This window comes from Massilia sp. DWR3-1-1 (genome assembly GCF_049898325.1).
Taxonomy (GTDB): Bacteria; Pseudomonadota; Gammaproteobacteria; order Burkholderiales; family Burkholderiaceae_D; genus JAFCUW01.
The window spans coordinates 1-22,079 of the sequence record NZ_JAFCXL010000018.1; the positions used below are offsets into that span (position 1 = coordinate 1).

Below are 22,079 nucleotides of genomic sequence, written 5' to 3' on the forward strand. Positions count from 1 at the left end.
GCTGGGCCATCGACCTGCGCCGCATCGGCAACGCCGAGCGCTTCCTCGCAGCGGCGCTCGGTCACTTCAGCGCTTGAGCTCGAAAGAAACTCAACAGCTAACGGTGAAAGCGCCTTTTTCATGGCGCGGGGCCCCGCTGGTGCCATTGATCAGGCAGCGTGCACGCCGATCCGGACCGGCGTGGCCTGCCGGCCCGGCCGCTGGCGGGCAGCACCGGCGGCCGATGGGCCGTGCGCGGTCAGCTTGAAAATACTCACCACCGCCGACAGCGCGTGCGCTTCGTCGTGCAACTGGGTCGATGCGGCCGTGGCCTGCTCGACCAGGGCGGCGTTGCGCTGGGTGGCGTCGTCCATCTGGCCAATCGCTTCGTTGACCATGACGATACCGTCAGTCTGTTCCTGGGTGGCCACACTGATCTCGTTCATGATGTCGGTGACGCGGCGGACGCTCTGGACGATGTCTTCCATGGTGGTGCCGGCCTGGTTGACCAGGCGGGCGCCTACTTCGACGCGCTGCACGGAGTCGCCGATCAGGGACTTGATTTCCTGCGCCGCCGCCGCCGAGCGCTGGGCCAGATTGCGCACCTCGGTGGCCACCACGGCAAAGCCGCGGCCCTGCTCGCCGGCGCGCGCCGCTTCCACGGCGGCATTGAGGGCGAGGATGTTGGTCTGGAAGGCGATGCCGTCGATCACGCTGATGATCTCGACGATTTTTTTCGACGACTCATTGATCGACGCCATCGTCTCGACCACCTGGGAGACCACCGCGCCACCCCGCACCGCCACTTCCGAGGCCGACACCGCCAGCACGTTGGCCTGGCTGGCATTGCTGGCGTTTTGACGCACGGTCGAGGTCAACTCTTCCATGGCGCTGGCGGTTTTTTCCAGGGTGTCCGCTTGCGATTCCGTGCGGCCAGAAAGATCCTGGTTGCCGGCGGCAATTTCGACGGAGGCCGTGGCAATATTGGCGGTGCCGGCCCGCACTTGCGAGACGATTTCGACCAGGCTGTCGCGCATGCTTTTCATGGCCAAGATCAGGCTGCCGGTGTCGCCGGCACGGGTATGAATATCGACGGCCAGGTTGCCGGCAGCAATCTCGCCGGCAATCTGCATGGCGTAGGCCGGTTCGCCGCCCAACTGGCGCAGCATGCCGCGCGTGATGACCCAGGCCGCAGCCGAGCCGATCGCCACGGCGATCGCGCTCAGCGCCATGATCCATACCTGGAACGAATGGGCCAGCTCGGTGGCGTTGGCCGCTTCGCCCTGGTTCATTTTTTCTTCGAGGTCGATCAGGCGGTTGATGCTGGCCAGCCAGGCGACGAACGCGGGCCCGGCCTGGCTTGCCAGCAAGGCATTGGCCTCCGGCAGATTGTCGGCCTGGCGCAGGGCGATGACCTTGGCAATTAACGGCTGGGCCTGCTGTTCGGCCGCCTTGATGCCTGCCAGCGCCGTTTTTTCTTCTGCGGAGACAGCGCTGGCGCCATTGAACATGGCATCGAGCGGACCGGCCGAATCCGTGTATTTCTGCGCCAGGCGCTCGATCAATGCCAGGTGGACACCGGCGGCGGCGACATCGGGCGCCAGTACCACGTCGCGCACGGCGATGGCACGGTCATGTACGCTGCCGCGGAAATTGATGGCATGGCGCTGTTTGACGTTGTTCACGTTATTGATGCGGTTGAGGGTCTCGTCGATGCGATTGACGCGCAGGCTGGCGAGCAGGCTCAGGATCAGCAGCAAAGCGAATACGCTGCCGAATCCCCATGCCAGGCGGGTGCGGATGGAAGTACCGTTCATAGTTTTTTTTCAGGTGATGTTCGAGAGAGCGTCCGCCGCGACTGCTTTAGTGCTTTTGGGCAACTCTGTGACTTTAACATAGCACCTGAAGAATTACTTTCTGTACGGAACATATGGTCGGCGATTCGCACATAGGGTGATGTTTTGCATAAGCTTCACCTGTCCTGTCTGACCGCTTATAGCAACATTGTAAAATTTCAGGCCCCTCAAACCGCCCTGTGCGGGCGTGGGCGAGCCCGAACGGCACTGGCGCCCACGCCCGCAAGTGCGCGGTGCGCCAGCGCTTGTGCAGGTCGGCTCAGGTCGGTGGCGGCGGGGCTGGCATGTCCGGCGCCGGCCTCATCGGTGCGCCATGGCGATGCATGTTCTTGTGGTGACACATCTCGCGCGCGTGCTTGCGCATGTGCTTGCGGTGCATGCGATCGCCCCGGCCCATGTGGTCCCCGTGCGGATGGGCCAATGGCGTTGCGGCCATGGGCTGGGCCCCCAGTTGCTGGGCGTGGCGTTCGATTTCGGCGATTTTTGCCGGGTCGGTAATTTCAACGGCCGTTTGTGCGCTGGCGATGCCGCTGAGGGCCAACAACGATGCCGACAGGAACAGTGTGATTTTCATTTTTTGCCTCTTGTTTGATTGAACGACGTGGCGGGGTCCGCGCAAACAAGTTACACCCATTGCCAAACGGACAGCGCACGCCCGGTCGGGCAAGTGCGCGCTGCATCAAAGGCTCGCCGCTCTCAGCCACCAGCCGTACAAGAGCGCGGCCAGGGTCAGGAACAGCCAGTAGTCGGCCGGCGCCACCCACCACCAGATCTTGTGCCAGGTGGCGAATTGCCGGTTGAAGCGGCGCCAGCCGGCCGCCGGGTTGATCACGAACCACAGGTAATCTTCCGCCACCCAGAACAGCATCAGCGAGGCCAGCACGCGGCATTCGCCGTGCCATGACCAGTCGCCGCTGAACACGGGCGGCAGGTGAAAGAACAGCGCGATGCAGGAAAATACCCAGGCGTGGTAGCCCGTCATGGCGCGCCCGCCCCAGAACAGGTCGAGCAGGACATGCTGTTCGATGCGCCAGGTGGGCAGATTGGCGGCCCATCCATGCGGCCCCTCGATGTGCACTTCGACCTTGGCGAAAAAAAACGCCAGCAACAGGGTGAACAGCACTGTTGCGACCAGCTGCGCAATGGGCGTGCTCAGCATCATGATGCCGCCTTGCGCCGGCCGACGATGGCCTCGACGATCTGGCGGGCGGCCGCCGGCCGGCCCAGGCTGCGCGCGCGCGCCGCCATGGCGCGCCGCTGCTGCGGATGGGCCAGCAACTGGCGCAGGCGCCAGGCGAGAGTGACGGCATCGACGGCTTTCAGGGCCACCCCCTGTTCGAGCAGGTAGTCGGCATTGCGCTCTTCCTGGCCGGGAATGGGCGCGTTGACGATCATCGCCACGCCGACGGCCAGGCATTCGGCGCTGGTCAGGCCGCCCGGCTTGGTGATGACGATGTCGGCGCCGCCCATCAGCGTGGCCACCTGGTCGGTGAATCCCAGCGCCGCCAGCCGCCCCGGCCAGGCGGGCGCGAGCGCCTGCAAGGCCGCCAGGGCCGCCTCATTTTTTCCGGCCACGACCAGCAGGCGAAAGCCGCTTTCCGCTTCCAGCAATTGTCGGGCAAGCTGCTCGAGACCGCCAAAGCCGCCGCCACCGCCCATCAGCAACACGACAGGCAACAGCGGCAAGGCGGCGCCCTCGAAGTAGTGCTGCAAGCCCTGTGGCGACGGCGTCGCCAGCGCAAATGCCTGCATCAGCGCCATCCCGCTGACGGTGATGCACGCGCCGGCCACGCCGGCGCGGCGCAACTGGAACGCCACTTCGTCGCAGCCGACAAAGTAGCCGTCCACGCCCGGTTGCACCCACATGGCGTGCAGGTCGAAATCGGTGACGTGGACAAAAATGGGGCAGGCCGCGCCGCCAGCGCCGGCGTGCCGCGCCAGCACTTCAGCGGGCAGGAAATGGGTGCACAGGATGGCGTCCGGCGCCAGCGCCGCCACCTGCGCCAGCCAGCGCGCGCTCAGGCGGTGCTCGAGGAGGCGGCGCAGGCGCTGCAGGCGGCCGTGGCGGCCGGCGTGGTTCATCCGTCCGTACAGCCAGCGCCACAGCAGCGGCGCCCGGTTCACCAGCGTGCCGTACAGGTCCGCATACAGCCAGCGGAACCAGGCCGGTACCTGGTGCATCACGTCGATGTGGGTGCTGGCCAGGCCCGCCGCCTGCGCCTGTTCGCAGACGGCGGCGGCGGCGCGCAGGTGGCCGGCGCCGGCCGACACGCTCAGCACGACCAGGTGGAAGGGCTTCATCCGTGGGCGGCGATGTCGAGCCCGTGCAGCACCCGCTTGCACAGGGCGTCGGGCGTGCGCGAAATGAGCTCGTCGGGTACGTCGAACTTGACCGTCAGGCGCTGGTGGTCCTCGAAGCCGTACGAGACCATGAAAGGATGCATGCCGGTGCGCACCGCCGCAAAATAATCCTTGTGCTCATCGCCGCACATATAGCTGCGCGCGGGGTTGATGCCGTGCTGCTCGCGCAGGGCGCGAAACGTGGTGGTCTTGTCCTGCTTGAGGGGGATATGGGTGAGAAAGCCCAGCCGCGCGACATCGATGCCGTGGCGCTCGAACAGCAGGCGCAGGGTGTCTTCGGGCGCGTTGGTGATGTTGCGGGTGACGATGCCGACCACCAGGTCGGGCGTGGCGATCAAGCGTTGCAGCAGCGGGGCAATGCCAGGGTACAGGCGCGCTTCGTTGCGGTAGACCTCGGTGAGGGTGCCGATCAGTTCCTTGCGGCTCTGCTTGCCCAGTTGTTTTTTGAGATTGGTGGGGAATTCGCGCAAGCCGCCCAGGTACTTGAACAGGCGATGGCGTTTTTGAAAGCGGTCCTCGTCGCCGAGGGTCATGCCATGTTGCAGGAAGGTCGCTTCGATGGCGCTGTAGGCGTCGATGGTGGTGCCATCGGCATCGAGGATCAACAGGCGCTTGGAGTGGTTCGTCATATCCGCCGTGCAAAGATTCTGGCCGGGCTCGCCCATGCGAGCCCTGGCACTTATCGTAGGCGGCGAATATGACGCTGGCGTGACAGTGCGCTTATTTTTTCTTCGGCGCAGCCTGGGCCTGGGCATTCGCTTGCGCCTGGGCGGCGGCCTGTTGCTGGGCTGCCTGCTCTTTCTCTTTTTTCTTGCTCATGTGGTGGCCGATGGCGCAACCGGCGGCGGCGCCGACCACGCCGTGGCTGCCGGCGACATGCCCGGCGACCCCGCCGACGACGGCACCCTTGAGGCAACCGGCACTGGCGAAGCCGGCGCTGGCGGCGAGGGTGAGCGCGAGGGTGATGCGGGCGAATTTGATGTGCATGGCGGTACTTTCTGATAGTGAGCTTTGACGCGTCCGATTGCCGGTCAGCGTCCTTGCGATGGCGAAGGATACCGCCGCGCCGGCACGCGGTATGTGCGACAGACCGCATAATTGAATAGAGGAAGCCGCGGAGCGCGGGCGCGCGGCCGCTCTACCGCTCAGGGCGGTGTCAGCGGCATCGCCCTGGGCAGGGCAAACTGCGCGCTCAAAAACGCGGCGATGCGGCTCTGGGTCGCCTCCAGGTAGGGAATATTCATGTGATCCGAATCGGGCACGGTTTCATCGGTGTGCAGGCTGCCCAGTTGCGCCACCAGCAAATCGGTGTGCGAATGGGGCACGATGTCATCGACGGCGGCGCGCAGCACGTAGGTGGGCGCCAGCAGCGAAGGCGCATACTTGACCGATTCGAAACGGTGGCGCAGCACGTACTCGATGGGCATGGTGCGAAAGCGCCGCTTGGCAATGGCCAGGATGGAATCGTAGGGGGTGATGAGCACCAGCGCGTGCGCCGGGCGCTGCATCGCCACCTGCACCGCCACGCCCGACCCCAGGCTGCGTCCGACGATGCCGATGCGCTGCGGATCGACATGGGGGCGTTCGCCCAGCCAGTCGAACAGCATGCAACCATCCTCGATCATCAGTTGCTCGTCAGGATTGCCTTGCGAGTTGCCGTAGCCGCGGTAATTGACGGCAAGGACCGTCATGCCAGGAAACAGTTTGCCGGCATCGCGCGCCACCCACGACACCTCTTCGGAGCGGCCGCCGAAGTACACCACGGCCGGGCGCGGGCCGATCACCGAGGGCGTCATCAACCAGCCCGACAGCTTGGTGCCGTCGCGGGTGCGCAGCACCACCGAGCGAGTGCGGTGGCCGCTGCTGCGGGGATGGTCCACTTCGCGCTTGATGGTGGGATTAAATACCAGCCGCCGCTGGCTGGCCGCCACTGCCGTGAGCAAGCCCAGCCACAGCACGCTGGCCAGGCCGGCCAGACCGGCCACTTTTTTAGTATTGTTCATTTGCATTAGTCTACCCGTCCGCCCGCGCTTTTGCAGCGCCCGCCGTTCTCATGCACGGCGCATGGTGAAATTATCGCGCTGGCGTGGCGGGCGCGCCACGCCAGCGCCATCGCCGCCGAATTTTGTGGGACTTCAGTTCATCTACCCACAATTGCTGCGTGTGCGCCTTGATGACGATCAGGCCTGATGGGGGAACGCGACATGGCGGACGTGATACTGCGCAGGCCACAGGGCAGGGGCGCGCCCCGGCAGCGGCGATCAGGGGGCGCGCTGCAAGGCGAAGACGGCGCGCACCGTGCCCACGGTTGCGCCGCGCACATTGCGCAGGACGGGCGCGCGGTAGTTCTCCAGCAGCGCCCGCTGGCGGACATCGAGCAGGCCCAGCTGGTCGAGTACGGCGAAGGTGGCCGTCTGCAGGCTGCGGGTGGCGCCGTCGGCAATCTTGATGGCGATGCCAATGCCGGCCGAACGGATGCCGATGGTCTGGACGGCGTCGGCGCCCACCTTGCTGACCCAGTCGCCGCCACCGGCTTGCATGTAGGCGAGGTCGGAACGGGCCTGGCCTGACACCAGTGCCGGGTGCGCCGTCATGGCATCGAACAGCTGGCCCAGCGGCGCGCCAAGTTGCGGGTCGGCCCCGCCCTGGGCCAGTCGCGCGAACATGTGCGCCAGGCGCGACAGCGGCAGCGCGTAGTTGGGCGCCGAGCAGCCGTCCAGGCCCACGGGCATGGCCGCCTCCGGCATGTTGGCCAGGCTGGCCACGGCAGCGCGTATTGCCTGCTGGAGCGGGTGGCTGCGCGCCAGGTACTGGTCGACGGGGGCACCGTGCAGGCGGCACCAGGCCAGGAACCCGCTGTGCTTGCCGGAGCAGTTGTGGTGCACCTGGCGCCAGGCAACGCCGGCCGGCGCCGCCATGCCGACGCTGTCGTAATACAGGGGCGCATGGCAGCCGCAGGCCAGGCTGTGCTCGTCGAGACCGATCTTGGCGAGCATCGATTCCACGCCCGCCACGTGCATGGCTTCGCCCGAGTGGCTGGCGCACAGCAAGGCCACTTCATCGGGGCTGAAACCACACTGCGCGGGGCCGTCCGCGCACAGGAAGGGCAGCGCCTGAAACGGTTTGAGGGCGGAGCGGGTATAGGTCATGGCGTGCGGATCGCCTGCGCGCCACAGCAATTTTCCACGGGCATCGACGACGGCAATCGAGCCGCAGTGCACATTTTCTGCCGTATAGCCGCTGTCAGGAAAGCCGCGGGTGGTTTCAACAAGGGGGACCGGGAACATGGGCGGGGACGGGCCTGGTGGAAACCCTCACTGTAATCGAGATCGGCGTGCGCCGCTGGCCTTGCGCGCTGATCGTCGCCCGGCGCCAGCGGGGACCCGGCCGCTGACAGCGCACAGCCCGCCATGTTGCGGCAGGCCAGCGTGCAGAGGGCGCCCTGCTGGCGGCGAGGGGCCAGTTTGTATGCACACAGCACACTTCATCAGCGCTTTTTGACGTTCTGTCGCGCCGTTCGGCGTTTCGGTCGATGGCGCGGGCCGCCGTTGGCGGCGCTGGCTAGACTGCATTCATCGCCAGGCCAATAACGGTTCCGGCGAGCCAGCAGAAGCCTGCGGGCGCCGCGCCGATTCCCTGGGAACGGCGGCGCACACGGCGTAATTTCACCCAACTTTTTCGACAGGAATCATCATGCGTATCCGCACCCAACTTGCCCTCGCCCTCGCCACCGCCACCGTCACCCTCGGCGCCAGCGCCGCGCCATCGTCCACCGTGGAAGCGGGCAACGCGATGGTGGCAGTCCAAACCATCGCTGCCAGTGCGCCGCGGCTGCCGGGCGCCGCCGCCGCCGGTTTTGCGGGCAATTACGATCTGAACAATGGCGACACCATGCGGGTGTCGTACGAGCATCGTCGCCTGTTTGCTGAAATGGGCCAGCGCAAGGCCGAACTGGTGCCGATCGACGCCAACCGTTTCGCCCTGCGCGGCACCGACGTGCAACTGCGCTTCGATCAGCTGCCGTTTGCCACCGATGTCGTCGTCAGCGGTCGCTGATCCCGGCCAGGCGGGACGCTTCAGCGCAATGGCGCGCCGAAGCGTCCCGCCTGGTAGTCGATGATGGCCTGGTTGATTTCCTGGCGGGTATTCATGACGAACGGCCCGTGCGATACCACCGGTTCACCGATCGGTTCGGCATGCCCGAATACGATCAGGCTGTCTTGTTCGGCCCGCACATCGACGGCCTCGCCTTCATCGTTGAGCTCGACCAGGGTGGCGCCCGCCACGCGCTGGCCCACGATGGTCACGGCGCCGCGCACGACGTACAGGAACACGGTGCGCGCCAGCAAGCCGTCGAGACGCACTTCGGCGCCGCCCGGCAAGTCGATGGTGCTCATGAACACCCCCGTCATCGAGTTCACCGGACCACTGTGGCCCTGCCACTGCCCGGCGATCAGGTGCAAGGTGGCACCGTGACCGGCCGGCAGGGCGGGAATCTGCTCGACCTGCAAGCCCGTGTAGGCCGGTTCGCACATCTTGAAACGGCCGGGCAGGTTCACCCACAGTTGCAGCAGTTCGATGGGGCCGCCCTCGTCGAGGAATACCTGGGGCGACACTTCGGCGTGCACGATGCCGCGCCCTGCCGTCATCCACTGGACACCGCCGGCGCGAATGATGCTTTCGTGGCCCGCGCTGTCCTGGTGGGTGAGCATGCCGTCAAGAATGAAGGTGACGGTTTCGAAGCCCCGGTGCGGATGGGGACCGAACGGCAGCCCGTGGTTGTGCGGGGGGTAGGTCTGTGGACCATGGTGATTGAGGAAAAGAAACGGATCGAGTTGCGCCAGGTGCGGGTGGGGCAGGGGGCGCTGGGTCAGCAGGTCACCGATATCGTCACGGACCGCTTCATGCAGCCGTTTGATGGTCTTATCGCTCATGCTGTCGTGCTCCTTGCGAATATGTAATGAGCAAGACAGTACCTGAAAGCGCCCGAACGTGGCGCAACACGCTCGTGCGGGCGACGAGGCAAGCATGATCGCGCCGGCGCCAGCCAGCGCCAGCTGGCGCTGCCCGGCGCGGCCAGTGCCCTTGCGTGGCGGCGTCCGCGCAGCGGCCTCGACAGCAGGCGCGCCCGGCGGACGCGACCGGCATGCCGGCCGCGACACCACCAAGCGGTGCCTGGCCGGCCGCTGTTGCCACGCCGACCGACAGCGTGGCCGCTGCGCGCCGCCTCCGCGAGGGCTTATTGGCTGACGACGTCGCCCGAAAGATTGACCCGGTCGCCGGAGCGGAAGACGGGCAGGGTGCTTTGGGTGATGACGCGGGTGGTGCCATCGTCCATGCGCAAGGTGATGCGGTAGGCGCGCTCCTCGCCGGTTCCGGCACCGGTGGCGCCGCTGCCCGTGGTGCCACTGCTGCCGCTGCTGCCGGTGGCGCCGCCGCTGCCGGCGCGGGGCACCGCTTCGATCAGGGCGACAGTGGCGTTGTGGCTGGCGGCAGCCGCGCTCGTCGCTGGCATTGACGACTGCGCGCCGGTGCTGCCCGCCGTGGCGCCGCTGGCCGTGCTGCCGGCCGTACCGGACGTGCCCATGGTGCCACTGGCGCTTGTATCGGCGCCGGCCGTGGCGGCCGTGGCTGCCGTGGCTGCCGTGTTGCCAGCACCACCGTAATTGCTGCCGCTGGCGTTGTCGCCCGTGCTGCCGCTGCCCGTGGCGCTGGGGGCTGGGCTGGTACTGGTGCCCATGGTGGACGCGCTGCTGTCGCTGGTGCCTCCGCGCATTCCACTACAGCCTGCCAGCGTGACCGCCAGCATGCCCGCCAGTACGACGCTCTGTTGTTTTCGATTCATGATCAACTCCTTCGGTTGGTATCGTTACAGTGGGGGTACGTGACGATCCGGCTTGCCACTTTTATGAGAGCGGCGAAACGCGGCGACGTTCAGGTAGGTACAAGGTGGTACTGACCCACATCAAATAGTCGTTACCCAGCATTGCAGCATTGCAACAAATTGCAGCGCCAAGGCTGCGGCGACGTGGCGGTGTTGTGAAACCTGATGCGTGACGGTGCGACGAAGCCACTCCGGTAAGAGTGGTGGCACATGGCAGAGGTTCAGCCGGCTTTAGCGGCGTCTGTGGCAGATTAAATCATGGCAGCAGGCGACCGGCAGGGCGCCGGTCGCGCAGCGAGGTCAGGGCACGCGAGCGGGCGCCAGCGTTACGCGCGGCCACAGCAGGTAGAGCACGGCGGCGCTGACGAGCGCGGCGGCGCAATCGACCAGCCAGTCGCCAACCGTGGCGCCGCGGTAGGAAAAGAAGCTTTGGACGAACTCGTCGGCGGCGCCCATCGCGGCGATCGCCAGCACGCTGGCGACGGCGCGGCGGGCGGCGCTGCCGTTGATGCCGCAGAAAATCAGCAGGGTCAGCCCGGCATAGGCGAGCGAATGGAGCACGACGCCGCTGGCGAAATGGCCGATGCCGGCGCGGGCGCCAGGGATCGAGCCCAGCACGAGGATCGCCAGGTAAGCCAGGCAGGCCAGGCGGATACGGATATGGCTGATGGACGGGTCGATAAGAAGCAGGCGCAGCAGACGCAAAAAGGCAGGCATGGGAGGGCGACAAACGCGAACGCGAAACGGCGAGAATAGCACGACTTGCCGCCCGGCAGCGTGTTCCCTAAGGTGCTGTGGCAGCGTGCCCTGTTCGGGCGTGCCCATGGGGCGAGCGCCAGCGCCGCGGCGGCGCCGTCAGATGGTCAGCGCCGGCGCGCCACCGGCATAGTGGGCATCGTAGCAGCTGCGGCAATCGAGGCACAGCAAGTGCGCCGTGTGGACATGGGTCTGACGCAAGATCAGGTTCAGGCAGGCTTTCTGACACTTGGGGCAGGGCTCGCGAACGGTGCCGAAACTCTGCAGTTCGAGCGGCGTCTTGCGGTCCTCCGGGCAATCGACGACCGAATGGGGATTGAGTTCGGTCAGCAGCAGCGCTTCGCCTGGTTGGTCGCGCCGACGCCCGTATAAAGGATGGCCGGCATGAGCGGACGGGGTGAAAAAGGGCGGTTGGGTCATCCGATCTGCTCCTTCGATGGAACCGGCCTGGCAAGGCGCACCGGGCGAGGAACTTCAATATAGCTGATTGCCAGCCGCCTTCAAGCTATTCAGAGCGACAGTTGAAAGCGCTTGAAGGCCATGCGCGAAAATTGCCAAAAAAAACCTTGGCAGATTGATACGCTCGGTGCCCGGGCTGTGCTGATCGACCCGATCAGCCCGCCGTCGGTTCGGCGCATGCGGCTACACCAAAAAAAGCCAACCGGGTCAACGGTTGGCTCTTCGAAAAATCAGGACAGCGGGCGCATTACTGCAGCAGCGACATCACCATCGACGCCATGCTGTTGCTCTGCTTGAGCATGGCGGTACCGGCTTGCATCAACATCTGCTTCGAGGTCATGCTCGCGCTTTCCGAGGCGAAGTCGACGTCCATGATGCGGCCGGTTGAGGCCTTGGTGCTGATGCCCGACAAATTATTGCAGACGTGGTCGAGGCGGTTCGAGGCCGCGCCCAGCGCCGAACGCACGGTGCTGACAGCGGCGATGGAGCTGTCGAGCAAGCCGATGGTGGCGTTTGCAGTGGCCGACAGGGCACCGGGACCGCTGGCGGTCATGGCTTGAGCGGCGCTGGCGCCGATCTGGAAGGTCATTGATGACGAAGCGCCAGAGGCGTGCCCGTCAAACCATTAAAAGTTTTTCCGCAGGCGCTGCAGCGGTAGCGCAGCAGGCCATTGGCGAAGCCGTGGCGGCCGGATTGGCGCGATGCGCAGCGGGGACACGCGCTGCACGCGCGGGCGATCTGGTCGATCAGCGCGGCGATGCGCTCGCCGTTGACGAGCGCCGACATGAAGCAGCACACGGCCAGCCTCTGGTGCGTATTGAAGGCGCGCAGTCGGGAAAACAGGCGGGTGAAATCAGGACGGACCTGCTTGCCTTGTGCCACGCGGCTCTCCCATCACGTTGGTGGAGCAGGTTTGACCTCGGCAGTTCAAATCGGTTCGGGGACGACCCACAGCCAACGGTGAACGCGCCAAAAAAAATGCCCTCCGTGGTGGAGGGCAAACCCGTAGGGGCCAGGCTGAGAATTCGAGTGGCGCGCTACCGCGGGCAACGCGCCTGGCTGCAATCACGCATATCGGTGGCGTGTAAAGCAGCTGAATTCAGTATAGTTACGCCATATGACACTGGAATGACATAGCGTAAAACAATTTGTCGGCGCCCGGTGCAGCGCGCGGACAAAAAAAAGCCCGCTGATGAAAGCGGGCTGAAGACTATTTTCTTGGAGGAGAATAGTGGAGACAGGTGCAGTATGCGGTCCTGCTAGATATTCGTCCAATTGACAGTTGAGATATCAGATATTTATTTTGGGAATATCTCAGACTGCCGAGATCGTCACTTCGATATTGCCGCGGGTGGCGTTCGAGTACGGGCACACTTCGTGGGCCTTGGCGACGAGCGCTGCCGCCGCTTCCGGCGCCATGCCGGGCGTGCTCACTTGCAGGCGCACGGCCAGGCCGAAGCCGCCGTTGCCGTTCGGGCCGATATCGACCTGCGCAGTCACCGCGGCGTCCTGAGGCACCGGGGTCTTGAGCGCGCCGGCGACAAATTTCATGGCCGACAGGAAGCACGCGGCATAGCCTGCCGCAAACAGTTGCTCAGGGTTGGTGCCGGCGGCGCCGTTGCCACCCAGTTCCTTTGGCGCAGCCAGGGCGACGTCGAGCGCCTGGTCGCTGGAGGTGGCACGGCCGTCACGGCCGCCGGTGGCGCGCGATACTGCGGTGTAAAGAACTTGCATGAGAGACTCCTGGTGGATGAGGGCAGTGCCAGTGCAGTGCCGATGTAGTAATAATAGCGCGCAATTTAATTGTGTGCAATTTAATTAAAGCTATCGGTGGCATAGCCGAACCGGCGCCGCGCCTTGCCTGTCGCTTAAGGCTTGAGCATGGTGTCACGTACCTGCGCCAGGCCCTGGCGCAATTCCACCAGCGCCGGCACGTCCTTGCCGGTCGCGCACAGCATTTGTCCGGGAATATCGGTGGCCTGGCCGCGCAGGGCGTGCCCGGGCCCGGTGAGGGAAATGCGCACCTGGCGTTCGTCATGGGGATCGCGCTTGCGTTCGAGCAAGCCACTGCTTTCGAGACGCTTCAGTAGCGGCGTGAGCGTGCCGGAGTCGAGAAACAGGCGGGCGCCGATGTCCTTGACCAGGATGCCGTCGTGCTCCCACAGCACCAGCATGACCAGGTATTGCGGGTAAGTCAGGCCCAGCACGTCGAGCAGCGGTTTGTAGGTCTTGGTGACGGCATGGGAGGCGGAATAGAGCGCGAAGCAAAACTGGTTGTCGAGCCCCAGCAGGTTGGTGCTGGCGAGCGCCGCGTCGTCCGGGCCTGCGCTCATGGGGCCACCTTGACCGTGTAATTGAGCGCCAGCCGGCCGCCGTCGGCGTAGATGGTCTGGCCCGTCATGTAGGAGGCGTCGTCGCTGGCGAGGAAGGCGGCGAGGGCGGCGACTTCGTGCGGCTCGCCGCAACGGCCCAGGGGTGTACGCGACAGGATGGTGTGGCGCGCTTCGGGGCTGCCCATGACGGCTTGCTGCGCCAGTTCGGTCAGGATGGTGCCGGGGCCGATGCCGTTGACGCGGATGCCGTACGGCGCCAGGCTGAGCGCCATCACCTTGGTCAGCTGGTTGATGCCCCCCTTCGAGACCACGTAGGGGACCTGGTTGGGGATGGCCAGTTGCGCATTGACGCTCGACATGTTGATGATGGCGCCGCTGCCCTGCTTGACCATCTCGCGGGCCGCCGCCTGGCCGCACAGGAACATCGATTTCAGGTTGGTACGGATGACCCGGTCGAAATCATCCTCGGCCAGGTCGAGGAAGTCGGCGGCATGGGTGATGCCGGCATTGTTGATGAGAATATCGATGCGGCCGAAGCGCTGCATGGTCAGCGCGATCATGGCATCGACGTCGGCCTTCTGTCCCACGTCGCCGGCGAAGAAGGCGGCGTCAGGGCCCAGTGCGGCAGCCGCTGCCGCACCGTCCGGCTTGATATCGACCAGCATGACCTTGGCGCCCTCCTGGCGCAGGCGCTGGGCGCAGGCGAGGCCGATGCCCTGGGTCGCGCCCGTGATGATGGCAACTCGATCGGCTAATTTCATGGAACGCTTTCAATGGGGGCAGAAGACTCGATTGTAAACGGCTGCCGGGGCAGCGCCCATGGGTAAAGCGCTAGAGCACCAGCGGGCTGTCGGGCAACTCGTTGTCGCGCGGCCCCGTGGCGGGAAATTGCGCGCGCAGCAAGGTGTTGACCTTGTCGATGGCGGCAAGCGTGCTGACGCGAAACTCGCCGCGGGCGAACCCTGCCGTCATGGTGGTGCACACCGCTTGCCAGGTCGCCGGATCGATTTTACGGCCGATCGCCCGGTCGGCGACGATGTCGACGGCGCGCTCGGCCAGATTGATGTAGATCAGCACGCCACAGTTGTCTTCCGTATCCCACACGCCGTGTTCGGCGAACAGGGCCAGCGCGCGCTGGCGGTTGCCCACGCCGGCCCACACCAGGTCGAGCGGCAGCGCCGCTTCGACGATCAGGCGCAGTTCGCTGCGGTGGGTTTGCTCGCCCGCCTTGATGGCGCTGGCGATGTCGGCCAGGGCATCTTGCGGGAAGGCGCGGCGGCCGTGGCCGGCGCCCGTCGTCAGGTGGCGCCAGGTGCGGGCGAGGCGGTTCGGTGGTGGCATATGGTTCTCCATCAGGTTCTCCATTACCAGTTCCCCGAGGCGCCGCCGCCGTCGAAACTGCCGCCGCCGCCACCACCGAATCCGCCACCGCCGCCGCCGCCGAATCCGCCGCCACCGCCGCCGCCGCGGCCCAGGCTGCCCAGGGCGGTGCCGAGGATGAAGCCGGTGGCGTTGCCGCCCCAGCCGCCGCGCGCGAGACGCGCACCGCGGGGGCGGAACACACTGGCGAGGACAAACACACCGATCAATATCATGGGCAGCCAGCCGAAGCCGCCTGCGGCACGTTCGGCCGGCGCCGGCTGCGGCGCGGCGGGAAATTGCTCCTGGTTGAGCAGGGTGGCGATGGCGCCCACGCCGGCCACCAGGCCTTCGTAAAACTGGTTTTTCTGGAAATACGGCGCGATCACATCCTGCAGCACCTGTTTCGATTTCGCATCCGTGAGCACGCCCTGCACCCCGCGCCCCGCTTCGATGCGCAAGCGGCGCAGCGCGGCCGGATTGTTCTTGGCCACCACCAGCAGCACGCCGTCATCGACGCCCTTGCGGCCCAGTTTCCAGGCGTCGGCCACGCGGATGCTGTATTGCTCGATCTGCTCGGGCTCGGTGGTGTTGACGGTCAGCACGGCGATCTGGCTGCCGGTCCGGGCCTGGTAGTCAGTGAGCACCGCTTCGAGCTTCTGGCGCTGGGCCGCATCGAGCATGCCGCCCTGGTCGGTGACGAGCGCGGCGAGTTTTGGCACCGGCTGCTGCGCCATGGCCGGCGCGGCCACCGCGAGCAGCATGGCCAGCGCCGCCGTGCAGAGCGCGCGCAGCCAGCCCGGCGCGGACGGCGCGGTGCGCAGGTTCAGGATCAGGCGCGAAGACGGCATGGGATCACTTGCCGAAGTTGACGGACGGCGCGGTGGAAATGGCTTTCTCGTTTTCCACCGTGAACGCGGGCTTGGCCTTGTAGCCGAACGCCATCGCCGTCAGGTTGTTCGGAAAGCTGCGCACGGTGACGTTGTAGTCCTGCACGGCGACGATGTAACGCTGGCGCGCCACGGTGATGCGGTTCTCGGTGCCTTCGAGCTGCGACTGCAGGTCGCGAAAGCCGGCGTCGGCTTTCAGGTTCGGATACTGCTCCGTCACCACCATCAGGCGCGACAGCGCCTGCGTCAGTTGCCCCTGCGCCTGCTGGTATTTTTCGAACGCGGCCGGATCGTTCAGCACTTCCGGCGTCACCTGCATGCTGGTGGCCGAGGCGCGCGCCCGCGTCACCGCTTCGAGCGTGTCTTTTTCGTGCGAGGCATAGCCCTTGACGGTGTTGACCAGGTTGGGAATCAGGTCGGCGCGCCGCTGGTACTGGTTGACCACTTCGCTCCACGCGGCCTTGGTCGCCTCGTCCTTCGACTGGAACTGGTTGTAGCCGCAGCCGGACAGGATTGATGCCAGCAGCGACACGGTCAGCAGCAGGCGGGTCCAGCGGGAAAAACGTTGAGAAATCATGGGGTTGGTCCTGGCGGGTTGTCGAATGAATAAAATATACCTGAAATGGCCGCGCACCGTCGTTTTAAGCGTGTGCGCAAGTGCGCGGGGGCGCGACGGCGCCGCCGGATACTGCTGCGGGCACGGTACAATGTCGCGTTTGTAATTTTCCAGAAAGGTCGGGCGTGAATTTCATCGACAAGCTGTCCACGGCGTGGACCACCAGCAATTCCTTGTTGTGCGTCGGTCTCGATCCCGACCCGTCGAAGTTTCCCGGCGCCATGCACGGCAAGCCCGCGGCCATCTTCGACTTTTGCAAGGCGATCATCGACGCCACCGCCGACCTGGCCTGCGCCTTCAAGCCGCAGATCGCCTACTTTGCCGCCCTCGGCGCCGAAGCCCAGCTCGAACAAGTGTGCGCCTACCTGCGCGCCAACTATCCGCACGTGCCGCTGCTGCTCGACGCCAAGCGGGGCGACATCGGCGCCACCGCCCACCAGTACGCGCGCGAAGCCTACGACCGCTACGGCGCCGACGCCGTCACCCTCAGTCCCTACATGGGCTTCGATTCGGTCGAACCTTACCTGGCCTGGCAAGACCGCGGCCAGATCATCCTGTGCCGCACCTCCAACCCGGGCGGCTCGGACCTGCAGTTTCTCGACGTCGGCGGGCGTCCCCTGTACCAGCACGTGGCGGCCATGGTGGCCAATCAGTGGAACCGCAACGGCCAGTGCGCGCTGGTGGTGGGCGCCACCTTCCCCGACGAACTGGCGCAGGTGCGGGCACTGGTGGGCGCGATGCCCATCCTGGTGCCGGGCATCGGCGCGCAAGGGGGCGATGTGGCCGCCACCGTGGCCGGTGGCCAGACGGCGGCCGGCACGGGCTTGATGATCAGTTCCTCACGGGCGATCCTGTACGCCAGCCCGGCCGCGGGCGAAGATTTCGCCGCGGCGGCGCGGCGGGTGGCGCTGGCCACCCGCGACGACGTCAACGCGCACCGCCAGGGCGCGTAGGTCGCGCAACAAACCTTAACGCCGGGTCGGCGCGATCGACTCGGCGTAATCGTACAGTTCGCCAAGAATGGTCTCGGCGCGCTCGTCGGCGTCCTCGGACAGCACATCGATCTCCGCAAACAGCTGTTCGATGGTGCGGGCGGCGCCGGCGCCGTCGAACAGGCGCGCCGCGCGGTGCTGCTCCCACGAAAACCGTTCGGCCTCGCCCAGGGTCTCCGGATAGTTGCGCGCCCGAAAACGAAACAGCAATTCGTCGAGACGTTCGTCGTCGAACGCGGGCCGCGCCGCCGCCAGCTTTTGCGGCGTCAGCGCGCGCAGGCTGTCGAGGGTGCGGCGGTCGTTGTTGCCGACAAAACCGCCATACAGGTCTTCGTCGACGTCGAGCGGGGCGGCGGCGGGACGCCGGTACACCTGCGCCCACAGGCTCGACAGGTCGGGCCCGGCGGCCACCGCGCGCGCGTTGGCACGGCCCTGTTCGACGTCGATGCCCCAGCGCGCGGCCATGGCGGGACTGAGGGTTTTCAAGTTAGACACCAGCATCGGCGACTTGTTGATGTGCACGCTCTTGATGGGCAGCCGGCCTACCCCTTCGGGCAAGTCGGCGCTGCGGGTGAACATGCGCAGGCGCACCGTGTCGGCATCGAGGCCGAACAGTTCGGCCGGGTCGTGGGCGCAGTCCCACACCAGGATTTCATTCTTGTTGGTGGGGTGGGCCGCCAGCGGAAAGACGATCGCCAGGCAACCGCGTTCGACGGGAAACATGCCCGACACGTGCAGGAAGGGCTGGCGCGCGGCGGGCGCCAGGTGCAGGCCGATTTCAGTGGCGACCTTGTCTTTCTTGTGCAGGCCCAGGCAGAACGCAAACAGCTTGGGCTGGCGATCGCGGATCAGGCGCGCCAGCGCGATGGTGGCGCGCACGTCGGACAGGGCGTCGTGCGCCGCTTCGTGCAGCAAGCCGTTGGCGCGCGCCAGGTCTTCCAGGCGGAAACTCGGCTTGCCATCCTCGCGCAGCGGCCATTCGATGCCTTCCGGGCGCAGCGCATACGTCATGCGCACCACGTCGAGCAAGTCCCAGCGGCCGCACTGGTTTTGCCATTCGCGCGCGTAGGGATCGATCAGGTTGCGCCAGAACAGAAAGCGCGTGACTTCATCGTCGAAGCGGATGGTGTTGTAGCCCACCCCGATGGTGCCCGACTGGCTGAACGCCGCTTCGACGGTGGCGGCGAACTGGTGCTCGGGCACGCCCCATTGCTGGCATTGCTGCGGGGTGATGCCGGTGATCAGGCAGGACTGCGGGTCCGGTAAAAAATCCGGTGCCGGCTGGCAGTACAGCATGATCGGCTCGCCAATCTCGTTGAGATCGGCATCGGTGCGGATCGCGGCGAACTGGGCCGGACGATCGCGACGCGGCACGGCGCCGAAGGTTTCATAGTCGTGCCAGAGAAAGGTATGCGTGGTCATGGGGGGGAGGCGAGTGAAGGCCGGCGTATGGTGTCACGAATCGCCCGCTGCCGCCAGTGGCGCCATCACATGTGCACCTGGTTGCGCCCCGCTTCCTTGGCCCGGTACAGGGCGGCATCGGCGGCGGCGATCAGCCCCGTTTCGTCCATCGTCTCGACCAGTCGGGCCACCCCGAGCGAACCGGTCAGGTGCGGCAGGGGCAGGCGCATGTCCTTGAACACCACCACCTGGCGCAGGCGCTGGCACAGGCGCTCGGCCACCATGCTGGCCAGCTTTTCGCTCGTGTCGGGCAGGATCACCAGCATTTCTTCGCCACCGTAACGGACCGCGAAGTCGGACGGGCGCAGCGCCTTGGCGATCACCCCGGCGGCGCCGCGCAAGGCGTCGTCGCCGGCCAGGTGGCCGTGGCTGTCGTTGAAGCGCTTGAAATGGTCGAGATCGATCATCACCAGTGACAGGGGCAGGCCGTCGCGGCGCGCCTTGCCGATCATTTTCGGCAGCATGTCGTTGAGCCAGGCGCGGTTGTACAAGCCCGTCAAGCCGTCGTTCATCGACAGCTGGCGATAAAATTCGCCCAGCTTCTGGCGCTTGCGCGAGGTGGCGCTGGCGGCGCGGATGCGAAACGACAGCATGCGCAGCAGGTTGCGGGCGACGCCATTGAGACCGTCGATCAGCTGCCAGACCAGGTCGCCGTCGATGACCAGCAGGTCGCTGTCGGCCGTGGCGCGGATGTCGGCCAGGTTGGTCGTTTCGTCCAGCACCGACTGCTCGCCCACGCTCTCCCCCGGCAAGATCTTGCTGACGGTGCCATCGGTGGCCGTTTCGGCCAGCGCGCCGCTCAGGACGATGAACAGGCGGGCGCGGAAGGTGTCTTCCAGGCGCTGGTCGCGCGGCAGGCGGCAGATGCTGCAGCCGGCCAGCAGGGGGCGTAACTGGTTTTCATCGACGCCGCCGAACAGTTGCAGGTCGCAGAGGCGATAGGAGGAGGCGGCGAAGGTGCCGATGTGATCCACAGTGATCTTTCTGTCTTGTACGTATAATTCGTGTATGCACAGTCATCATAACTCATTGCAACACGAACAAGCCGGCGCTGGCCGTCAGCTTTCATGATAGTCGCCGCCGCGCACTTGGTCGATGCCGCCGGCGTGCGCCACGTGCGCGACGGCGCCGCCCGCATCGTTTGCCTGGTGCCGTCGATCACGGAGTTGTTGTGCGAGCTGGGCCTGGCCGGGCAACTGGTGGGCCGCACCGGCTTTTGCATCCACCCGGCCGCGCAGGTGAGGTCGATCGCCAAGGTGGGCGGCACCAAGGATGTGAACCTGGAAAAAATCCGCCGGCTGGCACCCACCCACGTGATCGTCAACATCGACGAAAATACCAGGCCCACCGCCGATGCCCTGGCGCACATCGTGCCACACGTCGTCGTCACGCACCCGCTGGCGCCGCGCGACAACCTGGCGCTGGCGCGCTTGATGGGGGCACTATTTGCCGTGGAAGCGGCGGCCGAGCGCTGGTGCGCGCAGTTCGAGGCCGCTTACGCGCGCCTGCTGGCACTGCCGAAAGGCCCGCCGCGCACCATGCTCTATTGTATTTGGCAGGACCCGTGGATGGCGGTGTCGGCCGACACCTATATCGCCCGCATGATGGACTTGATCGGCTGGCGCGTGCCGGCCTTGCCGGACCCGAAGCGCTACCCGTGTTTTCGCTGGGATGCCGCGTTGGTCGACGGCATCGACGGCGTGCTGCTGTCGACGGAACCGTATCGGTTTACCGAGGCGCACGCGGACGCGCTGGAACAGCAGATCGGCAAGCCGGTACTGCTGGTCGATGGTGAAATGATGTCGTGGTATGGCAGCCGCGCGGTGCAGGCACTGCAGTACCTGGGTACGCTGAGCGGCCAGGTGTGAGGGGAGGGCATGCTGCCTGGTCGAGCCCGCACCAGGCAGTCGAGGGGGCCGCTTATTCTTCTTCGGCGGGTTCGGCGATGACGGGGGTTTTGTGCAACTGCTTGTCGTGCAGGCGGCCCAGCGCGCTGTCGATTGCACGCTTGAGCTTGTCGGCTGCGCCGCTGATCGCCTGGTGCAAGGTGGCGCCGTGTTCGGTGACGGCGATCGGCTGGTAATTGGTCACGCGCGCTTCGAGCATGCAGCGGTTGCCGCCGTCGGTGGATTTCTGGCTGTTGTCGGCGGAAAGGTGCACTTCCACGCGGGTGATCTGTTCACCAAAGCGGGCCACGGCCGCCTTGACGACGGTCTCGACGTGTTCGTCCAGGCCGTTATGACGTTCGATGGTTTTGTCGGTGTTGATATTGATTTGCATAGTGACTCCTTGGTGGTTGTTCAGGTGCTGCCCCAACCATGGGCGCTTGACGCAAGCGCTGCTGCCGCGCGCCCTGGCTGCTCTGCGCACCTGCCTGATCTTACACCGATCGGCGCTTGCCCCGTCGTACGCCAGCGCACTCAGCTCTTGAGCAGGCCGGCGGCGATATTGATCGACAGGCCCAGCACCACCAGGTTGAAAAAAAAGTTCAGCACCGAGTGGCCCAGCACCAGCTTGCGCATCTTCGACCCCATCACTTGCACGTCCGAGGTCTGCACCGCCACCGAGATGGTGAACGAGAAATACAGGAAGTCCCAGTAGTCGGGCTGCTCCTCGTCATCGGGGAACTTGAGAGGCAATTCGGTGCCGTCGCAGCGGTAGTACTTGTGCGCGTAATGAAAGCAGAACAGCACGCCCACCAGCAGCCACGAGCCGATCAGGGTGCTCACCGTCAGCGCGTAGCGGCCGGCCCGCTCGGCGCCCCTGGCATCGGCCAGCTGGGCCAGTTCCACAAAAATCGCCGTCAGGCTGCACACGGAGGCGATCACCAGCACCAGCAGCACCACGCCCGCGTTCTCGTCTTCCTTGTCGGCGCGCGCGTTGACCTGCGCGCTGTCCGAGGTCACCACGATGCGCATCATGATGATCAGGAAGCACCATACCGCCACGTTCCAGGCGATCAGCGCGCGGCTGACCCAGTGCATGTCGGCGGGCAGCGCGGCGGCGGTGACGGCGCCGATCAGGGTCGACGCGAGCATGTTGGGGCGGCTGGAAATGAAGCTGTGCCAGGTGCTTGAATTCATTGCTTGCCGATCGGGAATGGAAATGGGCGGATTATTCCACAGCAGTGACG

General features: G+C 65.8%; 27 protein-coding genes. 3 read left to right on the forward strand and 24 right to left on the reverse strand.

The window, feature by feature from the left end:
* Window positions 1-149: 149 nt before the first annotated feature.
* The 8 genes from ACP7EY_RS17850 to ACP7EY_RS17885 form a co-directional block, all read right to left on the reverse strand.
* The gene (locus ACP7EY_RS17850; protein ID WP_426195955.1) at window positions 150-1,796 is read right to left on the reverse strand and encodes a methyl-accepting chemotaxis protein; all 1,647 of its coding nucleotides are present in this window, start codon (window positions 1,794-1,796) and stop codon (window positions 150-152) included.
* Window positions 1,797-2,094: 298 nt separating this feature from the next.
* Window positions 2,095-2,409, reverse strand: a complete 315-nt coding sequence (locus ACP7EY_RS17855; protein WP_426195957.1) for a hypothetical protein — start codon at window positions 2,407-2,409, stop codon at window positions 2,095-2,097.
* 105 nt (window positions 2,410-2,514) lie between these two features.
* A complete protein-coding gene (locus tag ACP7EY_RS17860) occupies window positions 2,515-2,997 on the reverse strand; it encodes a hypothetical protein (RefSeq protein WP_426195959.1) in 483 nt (160 codons plus the stop codon).
* Window positions 2,994-4,136: an MGDG synthase family glycosyltransferase gene (locus ACP7EY_RS17865; RefSeq protein WP_426195961.1), complete on the reverse strand. Its 1,143-nt coding sequence runs from the start codon at window positions 4,134-4,136 to the stop codon at window positions 2,994-2,996. Before ACP7EY_RS17865 ends, ACP7EY_RS17860 begins: the two co-directional genes overlap by 4 nt.
* Window positions 4,133-4,825, reverse strand: a complete 693-nt coding sequence (locus tag ACP7EY_RS17870; RefSeq protein ID WP_426195963.1) for an HAD family hydrolase — start codon at window positions 4,823-4,825, stop codon at window positions 4,133-4,135. The genes ACP7EY_RS17865 and ACP7EY_RS17870 overlap by 4 nt, the downstream gene beginning before the upstream one ends.
* A gap of 91 nt (window positions 4,826-4,916) precedes the next feature.
* Window positions 4,917-5,183: a hypothetical protein gene (locus ACP7EY_RS17875; protein WP_426195965.1), complete on the reverse strand. Its 267-nt coding sequence runs from the start codon at window positions 5,181-5,183 to the stop codon at window positions 4,917-4,919.
* 158 nt (window positions 5,184-5,341) lie between these two features.
* Complete coding sequence (locus ACP7EY_RS17880; RefSeq protein WP_426195966.1) at window positions 5,342-6,199, reverse strand: alpha/beta hydrolase; 858 nt, start codon at window positions 6,197-6,199, stop codon at window positions 5,342-5,344.
* A 258-nt stretch (window positions 6,200-6,457) separates the two neighbouring features.
* Window positions 6,458-7,483, reverse strand: coding sequence for an asparaginase (locus ACP7EY_RS17885; protein ID WP_426195968.1), 1,026 nt, complete (start codon window positions 7,481-7,483; stop codon window positions 6,458-6,460).
* Between the two features lie 406 nt (window positions 7,484-7,889).
* Here ACP7EY_RS17885 and ACP7EY_RS17890 point away from each other — a divergent pair, with 406 nt between their 5' ends.
* Window positions 7,890-8,252, forward strand: coding sequence for a hypothetical protein (locus ACP7EY_RS17890; RefSeq protein WP_426195970.1), 363 nt, complete (start codon window positions 7,890-7,892; stop codon window positions 8,250-8,252).
* 20 nt (window positions 8,253-8,272) lie between these two features.
* Here ACP7EY_RS17890 and ACP7EY_RS17895 read toward each other — a convergent pair whose 3' ends face one another.
* From ACP7EY_RS17895 to ACP7EY_RS17950, 12 genes are all read right to left on the reverse strand, one after another.
* Window positions 8,273-9,130 carry a pirin family protein gene (locus ACP7EY_RS17895; RefSeq protein WP_426195972.1) on the reverse strand — a complete coding sequence of 286 codons (858 nt, stop codon included), beginning with the start codon at window positions 9,128-9,130 and terminating at the stop codon, window positions 8,273-8,275.
* A gap of 305 nt (window positions 9,131-9,435) precedes the next feature.
* The gene (locus ACP7EY_RS17900; RefSeq protein ID WP_426195974.1) at window positions 9,436-10,041 is read right to left on the reverse strand and encodes a hypothetical protein; all 606 of its coding nucleotides are present in this window, start codon (window positions 10,039-10,041) and stop codon (window positions 9,436-9,438) included.
* Between the two features lie 339 nt (window positions 10,042-10,380).
* Complete coding sequence (locus tag ACP7EY_RS17905) at window positions 10,381-10,797, reverse strand: VanZ family protein (protein ID WP_426195975.1); 417 nt, start codon at window positions 10,795-10,797, stop codon at window positions 10,381-10,383.
* A 138-nt stretch (window positions 10,798-10,935) separates the two neighbouring features.
* On the reverse strand, window positions 10,936-11,256 hold the full coding sequence (locus tag ACP7EY_RS17910) for a hypothetical protein (protein ID WP_426195977.1): 321 nt from the start codon (window positions 11,254-11,256) through the stop codon (window positions 10,936-10,938).
* A 286-nt stretch (window positions 11,257-11,542) separates the two neighbouring features.
* Complete coding sequence (locus ACP7EY_RS17915) at window positions 11,543-11,884, reverse strand: flagellin (RefSeq protein WP_426195979.1); 342 nt, start codon at window positions 11,882-11,884, stop codon at window positions 11,543-11,545.
* Entirely contained in the window at window positions 11,881-12,177 is a 297-nt protein-coding gene (locus tag ACP7EY_RS17920) for a transposase (protein WP_426195981.1), read from the reverse strand. The genes ACP7EY_RS17915 and ACP7EY_RS17920 overlap by 4 nt, the downstream gene beginning before the upstream one ends.
* A gap of 432 nt (window positions 12,178-12,609) precedes the next feature.
* Window positions 12,610-13,029 (reverse strand): organic hydroperoxide resistance protein, encoded by a 420-nt coding sequence (locus ACP7EY_RS17925; protein WP_426195983.1) that lies wholly within the window; start codon window positions 13,027-13,029, stop codon window positions 12,610-12,612.
* Window positions 13,030-13,163: 134 nt separating this feature from the next.
* Complete coding sequence (locus ACP7EY_RS17930) at window positions 13,164-13,628, reverse strand: MarR family winged helix-turn-helix transcriptional regulator (RefSeq protein ID WP_426195985.1); 465 nt, start codon at window positions 13,626-13,628, stop codon at window positions 13,164-13,166.
* Window positions 13,625-14,389, reverse strand: coding sequence for an SDR family NAD(P)-dependent oxidoreductase (locus tag ACP7EY_RS17935; RefSeq protein WP_426195986.1), 765 nt, complete (start codon window positions 14,387-14,389; stop codon window positions 13,625-13,627). Before ACP7EY_RS17935 ends, ACP7EY_RS17930 begins: the two co-directional genes overlap by 4 nt.
* A gap of 70 nt (window positions 14,390-14,459) precedes the next feature.
* On the reverse strand, window positions 14,460-14,981 hold the full coding sequence (locus tag ACP7EY_RS17940) for a TPM domain-containing protein (protein ID WP_426195988.1): 522 nt from the start codon (window positions 14,979-14,981) through the stop codon (window positions 14,460-14,462).
* Between the two features lie 11 nt (window positions 14,982-14,992).
* On the reverse strand, window positions 14,993-15,838 hold the full coding sequence (locus ACP7EY_RS17945; protein ID WP_426195990.1) for a TPM domain-containing protein: 846 nt from the start codon (window positions 15,836-15,838) through the stop codon (window positions 14,993-14,995).
* Between the two features lie 4 nt (window positions 15,839-15,842).
* Entirely contained in the window at window positions 15,843-16,454 is a 612-nt protein-coding gene (locus ACP7EY_RS17950) for a LemA family protein (protein WP_426195992.1), read from the reverse strand.
* A 164-nt stretch (window positions 16,455-16,618) separates the two neighbouring features.
* Between ACP7EY_RS17950 and pyrF the strand changes: the two genes are divergently transcribed.
* Window positions 16,619-17,446, forward strand: a complete 828-nt coding sequence (pyrF, locus tag ACP7EY_RS17955) for an orotidine-5'-phosphate decarboxylase (RefSeq protein WP_426195994.1) — start codon at window positions 16,619-16,621, stop codon at window positions 17,444-17,446.
* A gap of 15 nt (window positions 17,447-17,461) precedes the next feature.
* Here pyrF and sbcB read toward each other — a convergent pair whose 3' ends face one another.
* Together sbcB and ACP7EY_RS17965 are read right to left on the reverse strand one after the other, a co-directional pair.
* A complete protein-coding gene (gene sbcB / locus ACP7EY_RS17960; protein WP_426195996.1) occupies window positions 17,462-18,907 on the reverse strand; it encodes an exodeoxyribonuclease I in 1,446 nt (481 codons plus the stop codon).
* A 65-nt stretch (window positions 18,908-18,972) separates the two neighbouring features.
* Window positions 18,973-19,920 carry a GGDEF domain-containing protein gene (locus ACP7EY_RS17965; RefSeq protein WP_426195998.1) on the reverse strand — a complete coding sequence of 316 codons (948 nt, stop codon included), beginning with the start codon at window positions 19,918-19,920 and terminating at the stop codon, window positions 18,973-18,975.
* A gap of 93 nt (window positions 19,921-20,013) precedes the next feature.
* On the opposite strand from ACP7EY_RS17965, the gene ACP7EY_RS17970 reads away from it, so the two are divergent.
* Window positions 20,014-20,814 carry a helical backbone metal receptor gene (locus tag ACP7EY_RS17970; protein ID WP_426196000.1) on the forward strand — a complete coding sequence of 267 codons (801 nt, stop codon included), beginning with the start codon at window positions 20,014-20,016 and terminating at the stop codon, window positions 20,812-20,814.
* Window positions 20,815-20,866: 52 nt separating this feature from the next.
* Here ACP7EY_RS17970 and ACP7EY_RS17975 read toward each other — a convergent pair whose 3' ends face one another.
* Together ACP7EY_RS17975 and ACP7EY_RS17980 are read right to left on the reverse strand one after the other, a co-directional pair.
* Window positions 20,867-21,226, reverse strand: coding sequence for an HPF/RaiA family ribosome-associated protein (locus tag ACP7EY_RS17975; RefSeq protein ID WP_426196002.1), 360 nt, complete (start codon window positions 21,224-21,226; stop codon window positions 20,867-20,869).
* A gap of 140 nt (window positions 21,227-21,366) precedes the next feature.
* On the reverse strand, window positions 21,367-22,029 hold the full coding sequence (locus ACP7EY_RS17980) for a DUF1345 domain-containing protein (protein ID WP_426196004.1): 663 nt from the start codon (window positions 22,027-22,029) through the stop codon (window positions 21,367-21,369).
* Between the last annotated feature and the right edge of the window lie 50 nt (window positions 22,030-22,079).